Genomic DNA, 17,582 nt, shown 5'->3' with positions numbered 1-17,582 from the left:
CCATGATCAAGTCGACGTCCTTCGCCGCTGTGCTCGCCGCCGCTGCCGCCCTACTCTTCCTGCCTGCCGCACCCGCGTACGCCCAGTCGCCCCAGTGCGCTAAAGCCATTGAACTGATCAATATCGCGATCGATACGAGCGGCGGCACCCTGGACGAGGCGACGGCGACAGCGCTCTCCGGCCGACTGGGCGGCCTGGCGGATACGACCCAGGGTCCGGAGAAGGACGCCATCGCCGCCTACGCCTACGCGTTGATCGATGACAACGTCGCGGACCTGACCCCCTACACCGACGAACTCAATCGCGTCTGCGCCTGACGGCGACCGGCCCTGAGCCGGTGAAGCTGTAGCGACTCGAGGCTCGTTCATGATCGCTGAATGAGCGGCTCTCGACAGCGATGTACTTCGCCGGACGCTTCGTCCTGGCCAGCGTTCTGCTGGTCAGGACGGTGTTCCAAGTGTCGATCTCATGAGCCGGTGGCTGCGGATTCGAGCCGCTTCGCCCTACTGCCAGGTTTTGAACCGGTGCGGCCCAAGTGCAGCTGAGCTGGCGGCACCTGCCTCTGATGGCAGGGTTTCTGCCGCGGCCCGAGGGGGAACGAAAGGTGCTTGAACAAGCGCCAAACGGTTCAAAGGGAGGCGCCGAGCCAGTGTGCGAAGCCGGACAGTGTTTCCGTGCGCCGCTTCTCCGCCGCTGCGATGCCGTGCAGGGTTTCCCGGACGCCGGGGTGTAGCCGTGTCTGTTGTGGCGCTACGAGACGGGCTTTGTTCAGTGCGGCCAGTGAGCGATCGGTTCTGCCGACCAGCAGCCACGCTCGTGCGTTGTCCTGCCAGTGATGGCCTGCTCTCGGCGGGGTGACGACCGTGGCAGGTAGGACGAGCGCTGTGCCGTCCGCTGCGGCTCGGTGGGGGTCGCCGGATTCCAACTCGACTGCGCACGAATGGATTGCGACATTCGCGGGTCCGAAGTCCGTGCCGTACACCTTGGTCTCGCCGGTCTCGGTCGCGAGTTGCCGGGCCGCTGCGACATGTTCGGTCGCGGTGTCATGGTCGAGACTGCGTGCAGCGTTGATCGCCGCGCACAGATGGCCGAATCCGGCCACGGCTGGGACAGGTTCGGTGTCGAGTGCGTGGGCGACGAGTCGGTCGGCGACTGCGTTCGAGCCGTAGTGCATCAGCACGCGGGCGCGGCTGATCGCGGACATGGCGACGTAGTTGCCGTCATCGGCGCGGGCCGCGTAGTTGTCCAGCAAGTCGAGCGCCGGCAGCGTGAGGGCGGTGTAGCCGAGTCGTCGGCAGATCCATTCGGCGAGCAGATATGCGGCCGACAAGCGGGAGAGAATCCGGCCCTGCGCATCGGCCGTCGCCTCGTGCAGCGCGCCGTGTAGCTGTCGGATGAGCGCGGGCAGCCGGGCGAGAGACTGCCGTGTCCGGTCGCTGTGGTAGAGCCGGTGCGCTTCGTTCAGCTCCGCGTCCAGCTCGGCGAGATCGGCCGGTGGAGGTACGGGCGCGGCGTAGACGCCTTCGGCGAGAATCGCGCGGAGTTCGTCGAGCCCTTCGAGGGTGCTGGGTTCGTCGTCGCGATAGGGCGCGCCGGTCAATTGTTCGGGCTCGATCCGTAGCGCCTTCGCCACGGCGCTGATGAAGCCCTGTGATGCGGGTTCTCTGCCCTGTTCTACTGCCTTCAGCATCGACAGGCTGTAACTGGCCTGTCGTGCCAGCCGCCGCTGATCAAGTCCGGCCAGCTTGCGCTCGGCCGCGATCCGCTGCCCCACGTGGCTCATCCAGCCAGGGTAGATCGATCGGCCGTTCCTGTCCTTGCGCTGGCCCCTGGCCGCCTCCTCCACCCCGACGCTTGAGCCATCAACTACGAGCAGGGAGGCGTGAAGTTGGAACAGGCAGAGTGGGAGCCCGCGACGGCGTTCGGGGTGATCCGGGGTTCGGCCCACCCACAAACCGATGAGTCGGTCATTCGACGGGCCACCAAGGCCTACCGGGTTCAGCCTGACCGATGTGTTCAAGGGGTGGAGCAAATGACGGCTGCCACGGCATCTGCGGACACCCCGATCACCCGGTGCCGCTTCTACCGGGAGGTATGCCAGATGCCCGCCTTCGTAGTGCCTGGATCCGGCCGAATCAGCATGCGAGCGGGACGAATCGGCGCGATCACACTGCCCGCGCAACTCGGCGCGGTTGTCCGACAGCGCCTGCACACCAGACGTGCCCAGCCCGGCCCCGTCGTATCGCATCTTCGATCGAAACGGTGGACGTTCCTGATCGTGCCGAATGTCCCTGCCGACGACATCCGGCTGTTCGCCGAGCTGTTCCGTCTCAATGCCTCTGTAGCACCCTTCGGCGCCGAGATCGCTCTCCCGTCGCCTGCCGACCAGCGCACCTCGCTCCGAATATGGGTGCACGCACCACGCGACAGCTACAGACCGTCCGGAATGTCGATCATCGAGGCCATCCGCGCATGTGCGGCACCGCGCCCGCGTCAGCCCTGAAACCACCACGTACATCAAGGGGTACAGCTTTGCCCGAAGAGATCGTGATTATCCTGATCGTCACAGCCGCCGTCGTCGGACTACTCATTCTGGTGTTCTGGGTTCTGCCGTGGCTGATCGAGCTCGGCGGCGAACCGGACGACTCGGTGCCGGCCAGCGAGATCATCCGGCGGATAGAGGACGAGCGGTGACGGGCCGGCGCGGCTGGATCGAGGACTACTGCACCGATGGCAACTGGCCCGCCGACGAGGAACACGCACGAGGGCTTCTGAAGCTCCACGCCACCTGCACTCCACCGTGCCCTCGCCTGCTCGCGGCCGAACGCTACGTCCGCGAGCGGGCTGAACTACGCGAACGGTAGACAAAGAGCGGCCGGGGTACGCACTACTGCCTACCTCGGCCTTTGTCGCTTCCTTTCCTCGACATCGTGATCAGACGGCTATCGGCCCCCTGGTATCCGAAGTCGGCGGTCCCGGAACCTTCACCGGGTCTGGCCGCGGTAGTGGAGGCAGGCGCGGCCGTCGGTAGGTGGGTTTGCTGGGGTGGCGGCTGTGATGGCTTCGGTGTAGGCGCGCAAGCCTTCGGCGAGTTTGCCCGCCATGTTCTCCAGGTGTTCGGGCCGCAGGTGCTTGCCGAACGCGGCGGCGTCGAGCAGTTGCCTGCGTACGTCGTTGATCTGCGTTTGAGCGAACGGGATCGGCTCGAGTTCCGGCATGCTCCGGCACCCTACCTCGAGTCGAACATGTTTTCGATGCGGGGATCGGTGCCGGCAGGGCGCCGTGTATGCGGCGGTCTCCGGCGTTCGGTGTGGACCCGCATCCGGTTCGGCCACTATGGCGAACCATCGGGTTCGGCGACCACGAGGGAAAGTGACTCATTCGCTCGCCACCGTTGTGCTGGACAGCTCCCAGAAGTCGGCGTAGTGCCCGCCGTTGCGCAGCAACTCCTCGTGACTGCCTTGCTCCACGATCCGGCCGCCGTCCAGGAAGACGATGCGGTCGGCGCGTTGGACGGTACGCAACCGGTGCGCCACCAGCACCACCGTCCGGCCCGCCATCAGACGTTCGATGCCCTGATGGACGGCCGCCTCGTTGACCGGGTCCAGGGCGGAGGTCACCTCGTCCAGGAGCACGATGGGCGCGTCTTTCAGCAGCGCTCGCGCGATCGAGACCCGCTGGCGCTCGCCACCGGACAGGAGTGCGCCGCCCTCGCCGACATGCGTGGCCCATCCGTCGGGCAGTCGCTCGATCACCTCGTCCAACCGTGCCGCGGTCGCCGCCGCTCGCACTTCGGTGTCGGTGGCGTCGGGACGGCCGAGGCGCACGTTCTCCTCGATGGTGCCGTCGAAGAGGTAGACGTCTTGGAAGACGATGGCGTACTGCGCCATCAGCGCTTCGGTGCCGATCTCGCGGACGTCCGCGCCGCCCACTCGCACCGCACCCTCGTCCACGTCGTAGAACCGAGCGAGCAGTTGCAGCAGGGTGCTCTTACCGGCCCCCGACGGCCCGACCACGGCCAGCCGCCGGCCTTCCGGCACGGACAGCGACACGTTGTCGATCACCGTGCGCCCGCCGTGCCGGAAGGTGACGGACTCGAACTCCAGGCCATGGCCCACCGGCTGGATCGGTTTCGCGGCTTGCGGCAAGGGCTCGGTGCGCAACACCTGGTCGAGTCCAGCCAGACCCACCCGCGCACCGCGCAGTTGACCACCGATCTCCGACAGCGACAGCAGCGGGTCCGCGCATCGGGCGGCCAGCACCAGGATCGCGAGAACCTCCGCCACACCGATGTTCCCGCCGAGCGCGAGGTAGGCGCCCAACGCGAGCAGCGCGGTGAACACGGCTTGCACCGTGAGCGTCAGGCCCAGAACGCCGGGCAGCGCCGACTTCATGGAACGGCGGGCCGTGCGCTCGAGTCCCGACAGCGAGTCATCGAGCAACCGGAACCGTTCGGCCGTGCGGCCGCCGGCCCGCAGCACCGGCTGAGTCTGCAGATATTCGATGACTCGTCCCGTGGCCTCCGTGGTGCGCTCGGTGCGCTCCGCGTCGGCGGCGGCCATCGAACGTCCGCTCCAGGTCTGGATCACCGCCACTACCGGTACGGCGGCCAGCGCGGCCAACCCCATCTTCCAGTCGAAGGCGAGCATCACGGCGACAATCGTCAGCGGAGTCGCGACGGCGGAGATCAAAGGCGCCAGCAGATGCGCGATCACGCTCATCGCCTGCAGCACGCCCTCGCTGGCGAGAACCGATACCTCCCCGACACGACCGGGGGTGAACCAGCCGAGGGGCAATCGAGCCAGGCGATCACCGAAACGGTGATAGACACCGCGCAACAGCGTGGTCCCCACGCGGAAACCGGACCGATCGCTGCGATAGCGCAGCACGGCATACCCGGCGACCGCCGCCCCGAACCCGATCAGCCAGGGCCGGGCGTCCGTGGGCGTACTTCCGAACAGTGCCCGCAACACCGGAACCAGCAGCGCGTAGGACAATCCCTCGGCTATCGCGGTCGCTGTCATCAGGCCCACAGTGCGGCGCACGGGCTGGGCGTACTCGTCTCCGAGAACGCGCAGTAGCGTTCGAATCATCGGGGCTCGTCTCCTCGCAGTGTCCGATCGGTGACGTTCGCGGGCCCATGCGCGGTGACGATCCGCCGCCATGGCCCGAGTTCACGTCGCAGTACGTCGCCCAGGGTTTCGGCCCCCTCGGTGGACGCGATTCGGTGGGATTGCCAGAATTCGGCGAACTTGCCGTTGCGCGCGAGCAATTCGGCGGGCTCGCCGCGTTCGACGACCGACCCGTTCTCCAGCAGCACGACGGTGTCCGCGTCGGCGATCGTCTCCAGGCGATGGGCTATGACCAGGATGGTCCGATCTCCCGCCAGCGTCGCCAGTGCCCGGCGCACCGCCTGTTCGGTGTGCGGGTCGGCGAAGGCGGTCGCCTCGTCGAGCACGAGTACGGGCGCGTCGGCCAGCAGTGCGCGGGCGAGTGAGATCCGTTGCGATTCTCCGCCGGACAGTTGAACGCCCGCACCGAGGATCGTGTCGTAGCCGTCGGGCAGTTCGAGGATCCGGGTGTGGATGTTCGCCAGGCGGGCAGCGCGCACCACCGCGTCGCGGTCGGCACGGGGCACCGCCAGGGCGATGTTGTCCGCGACCGACGCGCGCAGCAGACGGACGTCCTGGAAGACGAACGAGACCATCCGGTAGAGCTCGTGACCGGCGATTTCGCGGAGATCGACTCCGCCGAGGGTCACCGACCCGCCGGTCGGGTCGAAGAACCGCGGCAACAGTTGCACCAGCGTCGATTTGCCGCTTCCCGACGGTCCGACCACAGCGGTGACCGTGCCCGGTTCGAGTACCAGGTCGATGCCGCGCAACACCTCCCGACCGGCGTCGTACCCGAATCGCACGTCACGCAGTTCCACCCGGTGGCCCTGTGGCGCGATCGGGCGCGCGGGCTCGGGCAGCGAGGGCACGGCGAGCACGTCGCGGATGCGTTCGACGGCGCGGCGCGCGGCCTGCACGTCGTCGAATCCGTGGCCGAGCGCCGCGATCGGAGCGGTCAGGCCGAGTCCGAGCAGCAGGAACGGCAGCAGGTCGGCCGGGGGCAGGGATCCGTTCGTGATCAGAACGGCGCCACCGGTCAGGACGACCAGCAGCACGAACGGCGGCGACAGCACCACCTGCATCCCCGCGGCGATCCCGGCGAGACCGTGCACCATGCGCAGGAACGAGTCCGCGAAGTCGTCGGCGGCCGTGCGGAATTTCCGGTGGGCGCGGTCGCCGGAGCCGAACGCTTTGATCACCGCGATGCCCTGGACGAACTCGACGGCCGCGTCCGCGATCCGGCTCATCCCGGCGTCGAACTCCTTCTGCTCGCGCAGCCGGGCCGGGGTCATCATCAGCGGGACCAGCGCGACTGCCAGCACCACCGGAACAAGTGTGATCAGCGTGAGCCGCCAATCGATGGTGCAGAGGTAGATCAGTGACACCAGCGGCACCACGAACGCGGCGACGAGATCGCCGGGAGTGTGGGCGATGAGCGGGTGCACGGCACTCACGTCTTTACCGACGATCTTGGCCAGCTCGCCGGAGCCGCGCCGGGCGAACCAGCCGATCGGCACACGCCCCAGCCGCGCGGCGAGAAGGCGGCGAAACGACAGCTGCACTCGGCTGTCGAGCAGGTGCCCGATTCCGGACGACGCGGCCGTGAACAGCAACCGGACGAACAAGCCGGCCGCCCCGGCGATCACGACTGTCCAGACCCGACCGTGCTCGAGCGGCGCGGATGCCAGCAGAATCCGACCCAATTCGACCACCGCGAGCAACGGCGCCAGACCGGCGACAGCGCCGATGATCTGCAGAATGACAACGGCGGCGAAGCCGCCCAGATGAGGGCGCAGCAATCCGGCCACGCTCGGTTCCGCCGAGGTATCCGCTGTGGGCGGTGCGGACCGCGCCCTCGGCTCGGCAACGTCGATGGTGGTCATCGTTCTCCCGTCTTCCTCGATGTCGCCGCGGCTAAGCCGTTTTCGAGCCGACGACGGTATTCCCGGCCAGGGCGCGGCGCAGGGCTGCGGCGAGTTCCTCGGTCTGGCGCCGGGACACCTGGGCGGACTGGATCGCCTGCGATCCGTGGAATGTGCCCGGCCACTGATGCAGCTCGACCGGCACGCCCGCTCGCAACAGGCGCAGTGCGTAGTCGATGTCTTCGTCACGGTTCGGACAGAACTCCGCGGTGGCGATGTAGGCGGGTGGCAGACCGGACAGGTCGGTGGCCCGCGCCGGGGCGGCGTAAGCCGTGGCGGGCGTGGAACCCAGGTAGTGCCCCCACATCTGGGCGACTTTGTCGCGGGTCACGAAGGGCGTGTCGGTGAAATGACGTGCCGACCAGCTCTGCTGCCGGTCGTCGAGGACCGGTTGGTTGAGCAGTTGGAAGCGGATCGGCGGCCCCTGCTGGTCGCGCGCCCGCAACGCCACCGCGGCCGCGAGCCCCGCGCCGGCGCTGTGGCCGCCGATCGCGATCCGCAGCGGGTCGATGCCGAGCTCGGCGGCGTGCTCGGCCGTCCAGGTCAGCACCGTGTAGATGTCATCGTGCGCGGCGGGGAACGGGTGTTCGGGGGCCAATCGATAGCCCACCGAGATCACTGTCGCGCCGGAGCTGTCGGCGAGCAGCGCGGCCCATCGATGTTCGGTGCCCAGGTCGCCCATGACGAACCCGCCGCCGTGCAGCCACAGAATGGCCCCCTGTGCCCGGAGCGGCCGATAGATCCGGATCGGCACCTCGGAATCGCCCGGCACGATGCGATTTTCGATCTCCAGCTCCGCGGTCTCCGGTAAGGCGATCGCGGCGGCCAGCGCGGCGAGGTTTTCGCGGGCGGTGACCGGATCGCTGAGGTCGGCCGGAGGGAACAGCGGGATGAATGCTTCGAGTTCGGGATCGATGATCATGCCGACGATGGTCGTGCCCGCCGGGCATGCTCCGCTTCCGGCGACGAGAGGCGCTGTCTACGTGAATACGCGTACGAGGATCGCGATCAGCTGCGCCTGTCGTCGTAGCGGTTGGCGGCCGAATGAGCACTCCGCGCACCGCCGTCGGCTACGGGGTCGAATCACTCAGCCCGGTCTGGTAGGCGATCACGACCAGTTGCGCGCGGTCGCGCGCACCCAGTTTCACCATCGCGCGGCTGACATGGGTGCGCGCGGTGGCGGGGCTGAGAAACAACGCGGCGCCGATCTCGTCGTTGCTCATGCCCTGCCCGACCAGCGCCACCACTTCGCGCTCCCGGTCGGTCAGCACCGCGAGCCGGTCTTCGGCGGACTTGGCGGCCCTGCGCCGCGCGGTGAACTGGCTGATCAGGCGGCGAGTGACCCGAGGAGCGAGCAGCGCGTCACCGGCGGCGATCACCCGGATGGCGTGCAAGAGTTCGGCGGGGCCCGCGTCCTTGAGCAAGAACCCGCTCGCGCCCGCCTGCAGAGCGTCGAAGACGTTCTCGTCGGTGTCGTAGGTGGTGAGGATCAGCACCTTCACCCGTTGCATCCCGTTGGCCTCGGCGATCTGGGCGGTGGCGCGTATGCCGTCCAGCCGTGGCATGCGGATGTCCATGAGGACGACGTCGGGGCGGCGGGCGCGGGCGAGTTCGACGGCTTCCGCGCCGTTGGTGGCTTCCCCGACCACCGTGATGTCGTCTTCCAGGTCGAGCAGAACCTTGAAGCCGGAACGGACCAGACGTTCGTCGTCGGCGAGCAGCACCTTGATCGGTGGGGTGGTGGTCACAGGCGCGATCCGACCGACGTGAGGGGGAGGCGGGCGGTGACCTCGAACCCGCCGTCGGGACGCGACGCCGCGTCGAGTTCGCCGCCGAGCAGCTGACAGCGTTCGCGCATTCCGACGATGCCGCGGCCGCTGGTGGGCGAGCTGTGGATGCGGGGCGGAAGGTGAGCGGTGTCGCGACGGCCCGCATCGATCACCCGTATCCGCAAGGCGTCGATGCCGGGTTCGAGCGCCACGGTCACCCGGGTCGGGCCGACGTGGCGGATCACGTTGGTGATGGATTCCTGCACGATGCGGTACGCGGCGCTGCCGACCGCGCTCGGCAGCGGTGTCGCCGGGGCGGTCTGCTCGAAAACGATGTCCAGCCCGGCATCTCGGGCCTTGCCCACGAGTTCATCGATCTGACCGAGACCCGGGTAGGGCTCGCGCTCGTCGCTGTCGCGCAGGACACCGAGGATGGCACGCATCTCGTGCAGGGCGCGCGAGCTGGTCTGCTCGATGGTGCGCAATGCTTCACGGGCCTGTTCCGGCCGCTTGCCGAGCACGTGTGCGGTGACACCGGCCTGCACGTTGATGATGGCGATGGCGTGGGCGACGGTGTCGTGGACTTCGCGGGCGATCCGCAGCCGTTCGGCGTCGACGCGCGCCCTGGCTTCTTCGTCGCGGGACCGCTCCGCCAGCTCCGCGCGTTCTTGCGCGTCGGCGGCGATCACCCGGCGGGAACGGACGGATTCACCCAGAATCGTGCTGATCACCGACGCGCCGATCCGGAAGAACACCCATCCGATGGCCACGATCGGCTCGACGTCCGCCGCGGCGATCAGCCAGCCGACGGCGAGCACCGTGATGCCGCCACCGGCGATCATCAGCGACCGCCGCCCGTCGCCATAGGCGGCGAGGGTGTACAGGGCGACGAACAGCGCCAGATACGAAAGCCGATCGGGGAAGTCGAACCCGAAATAGACCAAGCTGGCCGACGCCGTCACCAGGAACACCGGGACCGGCCATCGGCGTCGCGCGGCGACGGCCACGCCGCTCACGACCAGCAGGGCATATCCCACGCCGGAGACCGGCGTCGAGACCGGCTCGAGCGGCACCGGGATGGCGGCACTCAGCACCTGGATCACGGTGACGAACAGCGCCAGCGCCATTTCCGAGACCCAGACGGGCCGATGCGCGGACCGGGCAGACAGCTGTCGCGACACCGCCCGCAGAACCATGCCGTGAGAGTACGGCATCCGGGAGTGCTCGCACTCCGCTCCGTGCGCGTGATCGGCTACGACGACCGGCGCAGCCGGTCGCGGCGTTCCTACGCGTATTCGCGTAGACGGCGACTCCCGTCGCGGGAAGCCGAGCACGCTCGGCCGCGGCGACGATCGTCGGAAGGGCGGTCAGCGGTAGGCAGCGCGTTCCGGGCACTCCCACGCCACCTTCTGGGTATCGGGATGATCCTCGGCGAACTCTCGGACTCGCTTCGATCGGGACACGCTGACGATGGAGGAGTCGGCTGGGACGATCACGGCGTAACCGTTCTCGGGTGACCATTTCGCGGGCACGAGAACCCAGAGGTCACCGCGCGCCACGAGCGAGCGAAAACACTGGTAGCGGAATGCCGGTGGCTTTCCCTGCTGGGTCACCACCAAGGTCTCGGCGACCAGATTCCTCGGCACGTCGAGGCGGTCCTCCGTCAGCACCGAGACCACCGATTCCTTCACCCAGAGGTTGTGGGCCTCGATCTGCGCGGCGTCCTCGCCGAGCCGGGAAGCGAACGCGTTCATCAGCGCGAACAGCGCCAGGAGACTGACCGCGACCGCGAGGAGCCGACTCGCCCGTGTAGTCGAGGCCCGGCCGTCCGGCTCGGTCGTCGACGGGGACAGGACCCAGGAGCCGCCGACCACGAGAAGGCCGCCCACGGCCAGCGCGGCAGGTGAGAAGGTCCAGGCGGCTACGGCGCGGTCCGGGACGCGCTGCGGCGCCGCCGCCGCCGCGACACCCATGACGATGAGGACCGCTCCGAGCGTGAGGCAGGCGCGGGCGGTGCTGCGCACGAGGCGCGGACGTCGGCCGGATCGGATGAAGCGGCGGGTGTAGACCCCTGTCCACACTGCCGCGAACCATCCGACCAGAAGCAGCAAGAGCGGGGCGTAGAGCACGCTGACGCTGCTCAGCACGTAGTCGCTGGAGGTGAATCCGAGCGCGTCGCAGTCGACGCCGAAGTAGGCGAGCCGCTTGCGGGTGTAGACGTATCCGAAGTAGTAGCACAGCGCCGTGATGATCGTGGTCGGCGCGACGATCGCCCCGATGACACCGAACCAGTTGTGAACCATCGCCGGTGCGCTCGGCGAGGTTCGGCCGGGCATCACGGTCTCCCTTGTTCGCCGCCGGGGGCCGGCGCCGGAGTATCCGGCGTGCTCTGCGGAGCGGGTTTCGGCGACGGTGGCAGTGTCGTCAACGGCGGCAGCGTCGGTACCGGCGGGTTGCCGGAGGGATAGCCGGGATCGGTCGGCCGAGAACCCGCGGGCCCGGTCGGGAAGTTCTCTGGGGTAGGGAACAAATCCCCGCCCGGCGCCGACGCCCCGGACGGCGAAGAGGCCGGGATGGGCGAGGGCGGCATCTGGGGCGGTGACCAGGAGGTCGCCGCAGGTTGGACAGGCGGAACCGAATGCTTCGGCGGAGACTCGGTGCTTCCTCCTCGGCAGGCCGCCAGGACTGCTACCGGCAGCACAAGCGCCGAAAAGCGCAGCGCAAGGCGGACCGCACGCCCGACGTCCGGCATATCACTGGTCGATGACCGCATTGGAGACCTCCGATCCCACTTTTCGTACCCCGCGATAACGCTGCCCATTGCCAGTGAATAGCTCACGGGTAGCCAGCTACCTGATTCCGTTCAGGACGAGTCCGTGGCCGCAGGAGATCGGCGGGCGCGGAGCGGGGACGTGTTGACGGACGAAAGGCGTCCCGGGCAGAATCGGCCGCGTTGGAACGGGGGGTGGAGGAGTTATGCGCGTAAAAACCGATATACATTTCGCGGTCGCCGTCGATCCCGCTCAGGTCTTCGATGCGGTGGCGGCGATCGAATTGCTTCCCGAATGGTCGATGTATTCGGATGCGCGTGTGGCTGCCCGCGACGAATCCGGCAGGCCGCAGCGGGTCTACGTCACCGCCGACACGTTCCTCGGCAGCTCCGATCTGCAAGTGCTGGAATACGCGTGGACCGCCGACCGGGTGTCGTGGCAGGTCGTGGACAGTTGCAACGGGCTCGGCGGCGGTGGCTGGTTCGAAGTGTCCCTGGACGGGGCGGACACCCAGGTCTGGTACCACACCGAGGTGCACTCCTCGCTGCTGCTGCCCGGGCTTCTGCTCAAACGCACCGTTCGGCGCGAGAGCGAAACAGTCGTGCAAAACTTCATCGAATTCGTCGAGGGATTCAGCGCCCCGCCGAATTCCCGCGCGGTATAGCGACTGCCTATCGCTCTCGCCGGTCTCACCAGCGGATGTCCGCGACCGAGTCCAACGGGCTGACCACCTCCTCCGGCGCCAACCGCAGATCCGCGTTCCGCAGCACCTGCGGAAAGTGGCAGCGGGCCCGCTGTTCGATCTCGGCCAACGGGACCTGGAAGACCCGGAACTCGTCGAGTTCGAGTGCTTCGAGCTGCTCGAGGCTCTGGGTCAGCAGGAACCCGCGCGCCTTCAGCTCACCGTGCTCCTCGAACACGATGACTTTCCAGAACTCGCGCGGGATCTTGACCTGCCGGAATTCCCGGTCGTCGTCGGTGAAGACCGGGCCGCCGAACACGCTGACCTTGAACTCGTCGACGGTGACGTCGGCGAAGACGGCGTCCTCGAGCCGCCCCCAGACCCCGTCGCGCGCGCTCTGGTTGAAATCGTCCATCTGCGGGGTGATGTTGGTGTAGAAGAACGAGTCCCGGTTGGCTTTCGCCGCTTCGGGCAGGCTGCCCCAGAGCAGATCCGCGCGCCGCGCGAGGTGGCCGCGATCGAGCCGGTTGTCGCGGTACAACTCGTTGCCGACCTGGGCATCCGCGTCCAGCCGCGAATCCTTGACGAAGTCGATCTTCTTTCGCGACAGCTTCTTCATCGACGCGCCATCGATGTTCCAGGCCACCCAGATGGCGAAGCGGCGCGAGCGGCGCATCGCGAGGGAGAAATGCGTGTAGTGCAGGACGTCCGCGCCGTCGAGCGCGGTCGCCACGTCGGGGCGGACTTCGGCGTCCACCTCGGGCAGCGGCACCGGCGAGGTGAGGAAACGGGGGTCGTAGCCGCCGACGACCGCGACTTCCTCCGCGACGGGCGGGGTGAGGGTGATCCCGAGCTTCTCGAACACCGATTGCGGCAGGCAGGCCAGCGCGTGCTCGTCGGTGTTCGGGTGCATCTCGCCGCCGAAATGCAATCCGGCCAGTACGGTGCTGATCTCCCCGTCGGCCGATTCGAACATCCATGCCGCTCCCGAGTCGCCCCCGCTGCTGATCTCGCCGTCCACGGGCGGATCGGCCGGGTCCGGTCCGATCTCGAAGCCGCCGATGCTCTTGGCGCCGACGCCGGGATAGGTGATCTTCGCGATGACGTCCACGCGGCGCACGATGCCGTGGGTGATCTGCGTCGTCCGGCCGCTCTTGACCACCTTGTCGCCCAGCTCGGGTTCGCCGAGCCGGTCCGGGGCGACGCCGAGCCCGGTGATGGAGGCGCTGAACTGCCGGTTCTCGATGCCGGCGACAGCGCAGTCGCCCGCCGTGCCGAGATGGGAGCGGACGAGTCTGCCGAGCCGATTGCGGTCGATCCGGTTGTCGTCCCGCGTGCCGGGCTGCACGACGTCGTCGCCGAGCGCGCCCTCGGCGGTATGCAGGACGTGCCAATTGCTCAGCACGTACGGTGTGCCGTCGTCGCGGTCGTAGACGATGCAACCGATCGTCCCCGCCGTGGTGCTGGGATGGCCGACGCTCACGCCGGGAGCGATCGGGTCCAGGCGCGATTTTCGTTCGGGTGCAACGGCTTCGCCGACCACCCGGAAAGCGGGCTCGAATTTCCGCGGCAGTACGTCGGTGGGCACCTCGATCCCGTCGACGGTGACGGTTTCCGGAATTGTCGACGTGCCCAGCGCTTCGAGCGCCTCCGGTCCGGACACCTTCTCGTTCACGGTGAACTGCACCGCGATCTCGCCCGTCGATTTCCCGTCGACCTGCTTGTAGCCGACGCCGATCGAGGAAATATTGGGATCTTCGAGGAAATCCTCCCCTTTGGTGCGGATGAATGCGCGCAGGGCGGTGAGAAGATGATCGTTCTCGTCGTGCGACCGGCTGGCCGGGTGGTTGTTTTCGGCAGGCATGAGTTGCTCCGTGTTCGAGGTGAGCATGGTTGCGACCACGGTGTCGCACCGGCTGTTGCCATCGTCGAATCTGCGTGCCTGCCGCACACGAGTAGCGAACTACTCGAACCGGAGCGAGCCGCAATTCGGGAAAAGGTTTGTTCGGATAACCAATTCAGTACGAATCTCCGGTCGACGTGCTGTCGCGTTTGCCGACGTTTGATGCGTTATTCCATGCGCTTGGTCACTCGGTGGTGTCGGCGGGCCGGGGCGACTCCGCCGACATGGTCGGCTCCAGGCGCGGCTGGATCATTCGAGCGCGCCTGCCGAGCGGGGCGGCGTTCCGAGCCGGGGGAGCCGAATCACCGGGTTGCGGCGCGCCACCGCGCGGCGCGACGCTCGGCTAGTAGGAGACGCGCACCATGCGGATCTCGGAGATCGACATCCCGCGGCGGCGGAACAGCCCGCGCAGAGTTCCGGCGTTGAGGTAGCCCACCTTGGCGGCCACCGCGTCCACCGTGAGCGATGTGCTGCGCAGCAGATGCACGGCGCGTTCGAGGCGGATGTCGTGCACGAAGTCGGTGGGGGACATGCCGAGTTCGGCGTGCGTGGCCCGCTGCAGGCTGCGCTCGGTGACGCCGATGGCCCGGGCGGCCTGGGCGATCCGGAAGTTCTCGCCGAGATGTTCGCGGACCCAGCGTTCGAAGGCGGCGGTGACGGAATCGCCCCGGGCGATGATCTCGGGCACGATGAACTCGCGTTGCGGCCGGCCCGCGCCGACGGCGAGGTAGCGCATCGCGCGCTCGGCCAGCGCCGGACTCTTGGTGGCGATCAGTGACAGGGCGAGGTCCATGTGCGACAGCGCCGCCCCGGCGGTGGTGACGCCGTGGCCGCGGCACAGCGTGCGGCCCTCGTTCAGGTCGACGCGCGGATAGCGCCGCCGGAAGCTGGGGCCGAGCCACCAGCTCGTGGTGGCTGGTGAACCGTCCAGCACGCCCGCCTCGGCCAAGAAGAACGTTCCCGTGCAGGCCCCGGCGAGATGGGCGCCCCGTTCGCGCGCGGCGACCAGGCGGTCGAGCACGGGACGGCTGGCCGGTGCGGAGATGAGGTCGATCAGCGCCGCGGCCTCCAGGACGTTCACCGCGGGCACGATCATCAGTTCGAAGTCGTCGCCCAGTTCGTCGAGCGGGACGGTCGGCACGGTGTTCCCGTGGCCCGAGCGCACCGTGGCGCCGAACGACGTGCTGCGCACGCGCCACGGTTGCGGCGGGTCGGCGAGTTCGCCGCGCACGCTGTTGGCGGTGTTGAAGGTTTCCAGCAGAGCGGCGTATCCGAAGTCGGCCACGCCGTCCACTACGAAGACAGCGACGTCCATGTCGGGAACAGTACCGAAGATGTCGTTTGCGACACTCGGTTCCTCCCGAATTCTGTCCTACTGTCATCGCGAGACCGCTCCCCTCCGGCGGCGCCGGCCCCGAGGGTCGGTCGAGCCCGCCCTACCTCTTCGCAGCTGGGAGTTCGCGTGACCATGATCGAAACGACCGGGACCCATCACATCCGGTTGACCGTGACCGACATCGCCCGGTCTCGTGCCTTCTACCAGGATGTGCTCGGCTTCCCGATCGCCGCCGAAGCACCGGGCAGCCCGGACGATCCGGCGGTGCGCGCCGATCCGATGCGCCTGTTCGGCGGAGTGGTGTTCCAGGCCAACGGCATGCTGCTCGGCCTGCGGCCGGTGGCGGCGGCGACGGACCGATTCGATTCCGAGCGTGTGGGTTTGGACCACCTCAGCTTCACCGTCCCCGCGCGCGCCGATCTGGCGGCCGCTGCCGCTCGCTTGGCCGAGGCGGGCATCGAACACGGCGAGATCACGGAAATGGCCGATTTCGGGATCGCGATCCTGTCGTTCTCCGATCCCGACGGCATCCACCTCGAACTCACTGCGCCCCTGTGAGTTTGGAAGCGCCCGGCGCGGGCATGCTCGATCCGGAACGAACGCTGTCCTGATGAAGGCTCCGACGACCGGTCGCGAAATCGGTACGCCGTGCCGGGGAGGTAGGCCGATGCTGGTCCAGCGTGCACGCCCGCGGAAAGTGTACGAGGACTCGGCGTTGCCGAGTCCGAGCAGTCTGCTGTGCGCACTGGGTGGCCAACACGTGCAAGGACCGGTGAGCCGGTGGGCGCGCGAGCTGACCGAACTGCACCGGCGCCACCGGGAGGACGCGCACCGTGCGGCCGAGATCGATGCGCAGCGTGCCGAGGTGGTCGACCGGATCGACACGTGGGCGTCGCTGCACCTGCCGCGCGCCCCGCGGGGTGCGCGCCTGCACGAGGCGAGCCTGGGTGAGGTGATCGACCGGATGGCCGCTGTCGCGGAGAAAGCGTTCTATCTGCTCATGCACGACGATCCGGGTGGCGAGCGGATGCACGCGGCATGGACCCGGCTGGCCGAATCGGAGATCGCGTATGCGGATCTGGCGAGCGCGGTGGAGGACGGCCGTCGCCGCCTTCCGCAGAAACGGACACAACCGTCGGCCGCGCCGGTGACGCGATGAATCCATGGGCGGCTCGCGGGCCGGTGCGCCGCGCACGCGAACCTGCTGGTCGGTATCGTGATCGGGGGACTCGCGGAGCTGCTGTGCCCGCGGCGCGACCCGATGCGGCCGGTGCGGACGCGCGCGCTGTGTGGTGGCCGATCGCGGCGAGTCGACGGGAGGGCGTAGGCTTGGCGCTCCGAAGGACGGCGCGACTTCTGGGAGCGGTGCATGAGCAAGGCTGAGGGGACTCCTCCCGCGACGACGCGGACCGGCACGATCAGTGTGCGGGTACCCGCGGTGTCCGAACAGCTGGCGATGTTGCGTGCCTTGGCCGAGACCGTCATGCTCATGGCCGATTTCGGCATCGATGAGGTGACCGACATCCGGCTGGCCCTCGACGAGGTGGCCAGTGCGCTGGTGCTGGACGCGGTGGACGGTGCGGAGCTCGAATGCGCGTTCGGCTTCGACGGCGACGCGGTGGACGTGCGAGTGTCCACCGTCACCGTGTCGGACGCCAGTCCGGACGAGTCGAGTTTCGGCTGGCACATCGTGGCGACGTTGACGAACTCGGTCTCGTCCTCGCGAGGCGCGCACGATTCCGCCGCGGGCGGCTACCCGACTGTCGTCGACTTCCGTTGGGTGCGCGGCGGCTCGAATAATGAGTAGCGAGTCGAATCCGGCTGCTGCCAAGCGCAGATCGCGGGGAGACAGCTACGACAATATCGAGCCGCTCTTCGCCGAACTGGCCGCGCTGGCCCCGGACGATCCGCGCCGGGAAGCGGTGCGCGCGGAACTGATCGAGCGCTGCCTGCCGCTGGCCGAACACATCGCCCGCAAGTTCAGCGGGCGCGGCGAGAGTTTCGAGGATCTGCTGCAGATCGCGCGGGTGGGCATGCTGGCCGCCGTCGACCGGTTCGATCCGGGCCACGGCGCGACCTTCCTGT

19 protein-coding genes are annotated in these 17,582 nt (G+C 68.2%); 9 read left to right on the top strand and 10 right to left on the bottom strand.

Features of this window, described 5'->3' with window-relative positions:
- Positions 1 to 317, top strand: a 317-nt coding sequence (locus ON27_RS14040) for a hypothetical protein (RefSeq protein WP_043725930.1), incomplete at its 5' end; no start/stop codon positions are given.
- A gap of 311 nt (positions 318 to 628) precedes the next feature.
- Here ON27_RS14040 and ON27_RS14035 read toward each other — a convergent pair.
- On the bottom strand, positions 629 to 1,783 hold the full coding sequence (locus ON27_RS14035; protein WP_043725927.1) for a helix-turn-helix domain-containing protein: 1,155 nt from the start codon (positions 1,781 to 1,783) through the stop codon (positions 629 to 631).
- A gap of 318 nt (positions 1,784 to 2,101) precedes the next feature.
- Between ON27_RS14035 and ON27_RS14030 the strand changes: the two genes are divergently transcribed.
- The 3 genes from ON27_RS14030 to ON27_RS42865 are packed head-to-tail and all read left to right on the top strand — an operon-like array spanning position 2,102 to position 2,864.
- Positions 2,102 to 2,503, top strand: a complete 402-nt coding sequence (locus tag ON27_RS14030) for a DNA-directed RNA polymerase subunit beta (RefSeq protein ID WP_245559940.1) — start codon at positions 2,102 to 2,104, stop codon at positions 2,501 to 2,503.
- Between the two features lie 29 nt (positions 2,504 to 2,532).
- A complete protein-coding gene (locus ON27_RS42870; RefSeq protein ID WP_157227181.1) occupies positions 2,533 to 2,694 on the top strand; it encodes a hypothetical protein in 162 nt (53 codons plus the stop codon).
- Positions 2,691 to 2,864, top strand: coding sequence for a hypothetical protein (locus ON27_RS42865; protein WP_157227180.1), 174 nt, complete (start codon positions 2,691 to 2,693; stop codon positions 2,862 to 2,864). The genes ON27_RS42870 and ON27_RS42865 overlap by 4 nt, the downstream gene beginning before the upstream one ends.
- Positions 2,865 to 2,984: 120 nt before the next feature.
- Here the strand turns inward: ON27_RS42865 and ON27_RS14025 are convergent, their stop codons facing one another.
- From ON27_RS14025 to ON27_RS13995, 7 genes are all read right to left on the bottom strand, one after another.
- Positions 2,985 to 3,218, bottom strand: a complete 234-nt coding sequence (locus tag ON27_RS14025) for a DUF6374 family protein (RefSeq protein ID WP_043725919.1) — start codon at positions 3,216 to 3,218, stop codon at positions 2,985 to 2,987.
- Positions 3,219 to 3,377: 159 nt separating this feature from the next.
- A complete protein-coding gene (locus ON27_RS14020) occupies positions 3,378 to 5,093 on the bottom strand; it encodes an ABC transporter ATP-binding protein (RefSeq protein WP_043725916.1) in 1,716 nt (571 codons plus the stop codon).
- Positions 5,090 to 6,997 carry an ABC transporter ATP-binding protein gene (locus tag ON27_RS45375; RefSeq protein ID WP_083887564.1) on the bottom strand — a complete coding sequence of 636 codons (1,908 nt, stop codon included), beginning with the start codon at positions 6,995 to 6,997 and terminating at the stop codon, positions 5,090 to 5,092. The genes ON27_RS14020 and ON27_RS45375 overlap by 4 nt, the downstream gene beginning before the upstream one ends.
- 31 nt (positions 6,998 to 7,028) lie before the next feature.
- Entirely contained in the window at positions 7,029 to 7,958 is a 930-nt protein-coding gene (locus tag ON27_RS14010; RefSeq protein WP_043725913.1) for an alpha/beta hydrolase, read from the bottom strand.
- 148 nt (positions 7,959 to 8,106) lie between these two features.
- The gene (locus tag ON27_RS14005) at positions 8,107 to 8,784 is read right to left on the bottom strand and encodes a response regulator transcription factor (protein WP_086007481.1); all 678 of its coding nucleotides are present in this window, start codon (positions 8,782 to 8,784) and stop codon (positions 8,107 to 8,109) included.
- The gene (locus ON27_RS14000; protein WP_051046548.1) at positions 8,781 to 10,001 is read right to left on the bottom strand and encodes a sensor histidine kinase; all 1,221 of its coding nucleotides are present in this window, start codon (positions 9,999 to 10,001) and stop codon (positions 8,781 to 8,783) included. Before ON27_RS14000 ends, ON27_RS14005 begins: the two co-directional genes overlap by 4 nt.
- 171 nt (positions 10,002 to 10,172) lie before the next feature.
- Positions 10,173 to 11,141, bottom strand: a complete 969-nt coding sequence (locus ON27_RS13995) for a hypothetical protein (protein WP_043725907.1) — start codon at positions 11,139 to 11,141, stop codon at positions 10,173 to 10,175.
- 640 nt (positions 11,142 to 11,781) lie between these two features.
- Here ON27_RS13995 and ON27_RS13990 point away from each other — a divergent pair.
- A complete protein-coding gene (locus ON27_RS13990) occupies positions 11,782 to 12,240 on the top strand; it encodes an SRPBCC family protein (RefSeq protein WP_043725903.1) in 459 nt (152 codons plus the stop codon).
- Positions 12,241 to 12,265: 25 nt separating this feature from the next.
- Here ON27_RS13990 and ON27_RS13985 read toward each other — a convergent pair whose 3' ends face one another.
- Complete coding sequence (locus ON27_RS13985; RefSeq protein WP_043725932.1) at positions 12,266 to 14,122, bottom strand: DNA/RNA non-specific endonuclease; 1,857 nt, start codon at positions 14,120 to 14,122, stop codon at positions 12,266 to 12,268.
- Between the two features lie 382 nt (positions 14,123 to 14,504).
- On the bottom strand, positions 14,505 to 15,476 hold the full coding sequence (locus ON27_RS13980) for a GlxA family transcriptional regulator (protein WP_043725893.1): 972 nt from the start codon (positions 15,474 to 15,476) through the stop codon (positions 14,505 to 14,507).
- 153 nt (positions 15,477 to 15,629) lie between these two features.
- Between ON27_RS13980 and ON27_RS13975 the strand changes: the two genes are divergently transcribed.
- From ON27_RS13975 to ON27_RS13960, 4 genes are all read left to right on the top strand, one after another.
- A complete protein-coding gene (locus tag ON27_RS13975; RefSeq protein ID WP_043725889.1) occupies positions 15,630 to 16,055 on the top strand; it encodes a VOC family protein in 426 nt (141 codons plus the stop codon).
- Between the two features lie 109 nt (positions 16,056 to 16,164).
- Entirely contained in the window at positions 16,165 to 16,656 is a 492-nt protein-coding gene (locus ON27_RS13970; protein ID WP_051046546.1) for a DUF4254 domain-containing protein, read from the top strand.
- Between the two features lie 210 nt (positions 16,657 to 16,866).
- Positions 16,867 to 17,304, top strand: a complete 438-nt coding sequence (locus tag ON27_RS13965; RefSeq protein ID WP_043725884.1) for an ATP-binding protein — start codon at positions 16,867 to 16,869, stop codon at positions 17,302 to 17,304.
- On the top strand, positions 17,297 to 17,582 hold a 286-nt coding region (locus tag ON27_RS13960), incomplete at its 3' end, for a sigma factor (protein ID WP_043725881.1). The genes ON27_RS13965 and ON27_RS13960, both read left to right, overlap by 8 nt.

It is taken from the genome of Nocardia asiatica NBRC 100129, from assembly GCF_000308415.1.
Taxonomy (GTDB): Bacteria; Actinomycetota; Actinomycetes; order Mycobacteriales; family Mycobacteriaceae; genus Nocardia; species Nocardia asiatica.
Note: the sequence above shows the minus strand (reverse complement) of the source record. Positions and strands in the feature narration are given on the sequence as shown.

Bases quoted from the DNA above. Each gene is read 5' to 3' on its own strand.
- ON27_RS14035 (WP_043725927.1), bottom strand. From the start codon at position 1,783: ATGAGCCACGTGGGGCAGCGGATCGCGGCCGAGCGCAAGCTGGCCGGA.
- ON27_RS14030 (WP_245559940.1), top strand. From the start codon at position 2,102: ATGCCCGCCTTCGTAGTGCCTGGATCCGGCCGAATCAGCATGCGAGCG.
- ON27_RS14025 (WP_043725919.1), bottom strand. From the start codon at position 3,218: ATGCCGGAACTCGAGCCGATCCCGTTCGCTCAAACGCAGATCAACGAC.
- ON27_RS14020 (WP_043725916.1), bottom strand. From the start codon at position 5,093: ATGATTCGAACGCTACTGCGCGTTCTCGGAGACGAGTACGCCCAGCCC.
- ON27_RS45375 (WP_083887564.1), bottom strand. From the start codon at position 6,997: ATGACCACCATCGACGTTGCCGAGCCGAGGGCGCGGTCCGCACCGCCC.
- ON27_RS14010 (WP_043725913.1), bottom strand. From the start codon at position 7,958: ATGATCATCGATCCCGAACTCGAAGCATTCATCCCGCTGTTCCCTCCG.
- ON27_RS14000 (WP_051046548.1), bottom strand. From the start codon at position 10,001: ATGGTTCTGCGGGCGGTGTCGCGACAGCTGTCTGCCCGGTCCGCGCAT.
- ON27_RS13995 (WP_043725907.1), bottom strand. From the start codon at position 11,141: ATGCCCGGCCGAACCTCGCCGAGCGCACCGGCGATGGTTCACAACTGG.
- ON27_RS13990 (WP_043725903.1), top strand. From the start codon at position 11,782: ATGCGCGTAAAAACCGATATACATTTCGCGGTCGCCGTCGATCCCGCT.
- ON27_RS13985 (WP_043725932.1), bottom strand. From the start codon at position 14,122: ATGCCTGCCGAAAACAACCACCCGGCCAGCCGGTCGCACGACGAGAAC.
- ON27_RS13980 (WP_043725893.1), bottom strand. From the start codon at position 15,476: ATGGACGTCGCTGTCTTCGTAGTGGACGGCGTGGCCGACTTCGGATAC.
- ON27_RS13975 (WP_043725889.1), top strand. From the start codon at position 15,630: ATGATCGAAACGACCGGGACCCATCACATCCGGTTGACCGTGACCGAC.
- ON27_RS13970 (WP_051046546.1), top strand. From the start codon at position 16,165: ATGCTGGTCCAGCGTGCACGCCCGCGGAAAGTGTACGAGGACTCGGCG.
- ON27_RS13965 (WP_043725884.1), top strand. From the start codon at position 16,867: ATGAGCAAGGCTGAGGGGACTCCTCCCGCGACGACGCGGACCGGCACG.